We start from the raw sequence: 427 nt of genomic DNA on the forward strand, positions 1-427 counted from the left end.
TTTACCGATGCAGCCAATGCCGTACAAACTATTGATGTACAAACCGATGCCAATGGTAATTGGAGTGCCACCCCAGCGACTGATTTAGCCGAAGGTAACTACAGTGTCAGTGCTAGCATCACGGATGCAGCGGGTAACACGGGCACAGGGACAGACAGCGGTGAAGTGGATGTAACGCCACCAATCCTTGCCTTTACGCCAACCTTCGAGCTTGGTTTATTGGTTACCCTCAGTGGTACGTCTGACCTGCCAGCAGGCAGTGAAATCACCATCACCGAGCAACTTATTGGCGGGGGAGTCGGTGTAACTTACACCACCACAACCGATGCCAACGGTAATTGGTCTTTGGTGGGGCTTGATGTATCACTACTGGATGTAGGCTCTGTGATTGCCACAGCCACAGATGCAGCAGGGAACACACGCACAA

At 52.0% G+C, this 427-nt stretch carries 1 protein-coding gene; it reads left to right on the forward strand.

Annotated features, from left to right (window positions below):
- The coding region (locus PSH50_RS21055) for an Ig-like domain-containing protein (protein ID WP_273610077.1) at positions 1–427 on the forward strand (427 nt) is incomplete at both ends.

It is taken from the genome of Pseudoalteromonas sp. Angola-7 (assembly GCF_028599255.1).
Taxonomy (GTDB): domain Bacteria; phylum Pseudomonadota; class Gammaproteobacteria; order Enterobacterales; family Alteromonadaceae; genus Pseudoalteromonas; species Pseudoalteromonas atlantica.